The organism is Desulfogranum marinum (assembly GCF_016918565.1).
GTDB classification, from domain to species: Bacteria; Desulfobacterota; Desulfobulbia; order Desulfobulbales; family Desulfobulbaceae; genus Desulfogranum; species Desulfogranum marinum.
This window is the reverse complement of sequence record NZ_JAFFQD010000180.1, coordinates 1-391: the sequence shown is the minus strand read 5'-3', so window position 1 is coordinate 391 and position 391 is coordinate 1. Positions and strand designations below refer to the sequence as shown.

Annotated in this window: 2 protein-coding genes; one reads left to right on the top strand and one right to left on the bottom strand. The window is 66.0% G+C overall.

Annotated features, from left to right (window positions below; all coding sequences use genetic code 11):
• The coding region (locus tag JWH17_RS24810; RefSeq protein WP_205225114.1) for a DUF305 domain-containing protein at positions 1-141 on the top strand (141 nt) is incomplete at its 5' end.
• Positions 142-162: 21 nt separating this feature from the next.
• On the opposite strand, the gene JWH17_RS23405 is transcribed toward JWH17_RS24810, so the two are convergent.
• Positions 163-391: hypothetical protein (locus JWH17_RS23405; RefSeq protein ID WP_205225113.1), on the bottom strand; the 229-nt coding region annotated here is incomplete at its 5' end.

The following is a 391-nucleotide window of genomic DNA, read 5'->3' as shown; positions in this document are numbered from 1 at the left end:
GAGCACCACCAGGGCGCCATCGAGATGGCGACCGCAGAGCAGAGCGACGGCATGAACACCGACGCCCAAGCCCTTGCCGGCGAGATCATCACGGCGCAGCAAGCCGAGGTCGATGAGATGACCGCCCTGCTCGACAGCTGACAGCCACCCGCTCGTTGGCGGTTAGACCTCATCGAGAAGACGCTCGACGGCACCTAGGCCGACGTTGAAGCCCAGCTCGGAGCTCGTTCCTTCCTGCCGGGAAGTCGTCGACGCCGCCTGGCAAAAGGTGACCACCAGCCAGCTCACCATCCGCCACCTGTTCGGCCGTCCGACGATCAGAAGCTCGTGTCGTCGCTCACCCCCGTTCACCGCCGTCGACGCAGTCTCGGCGACGAGTGAGCGCCTACCG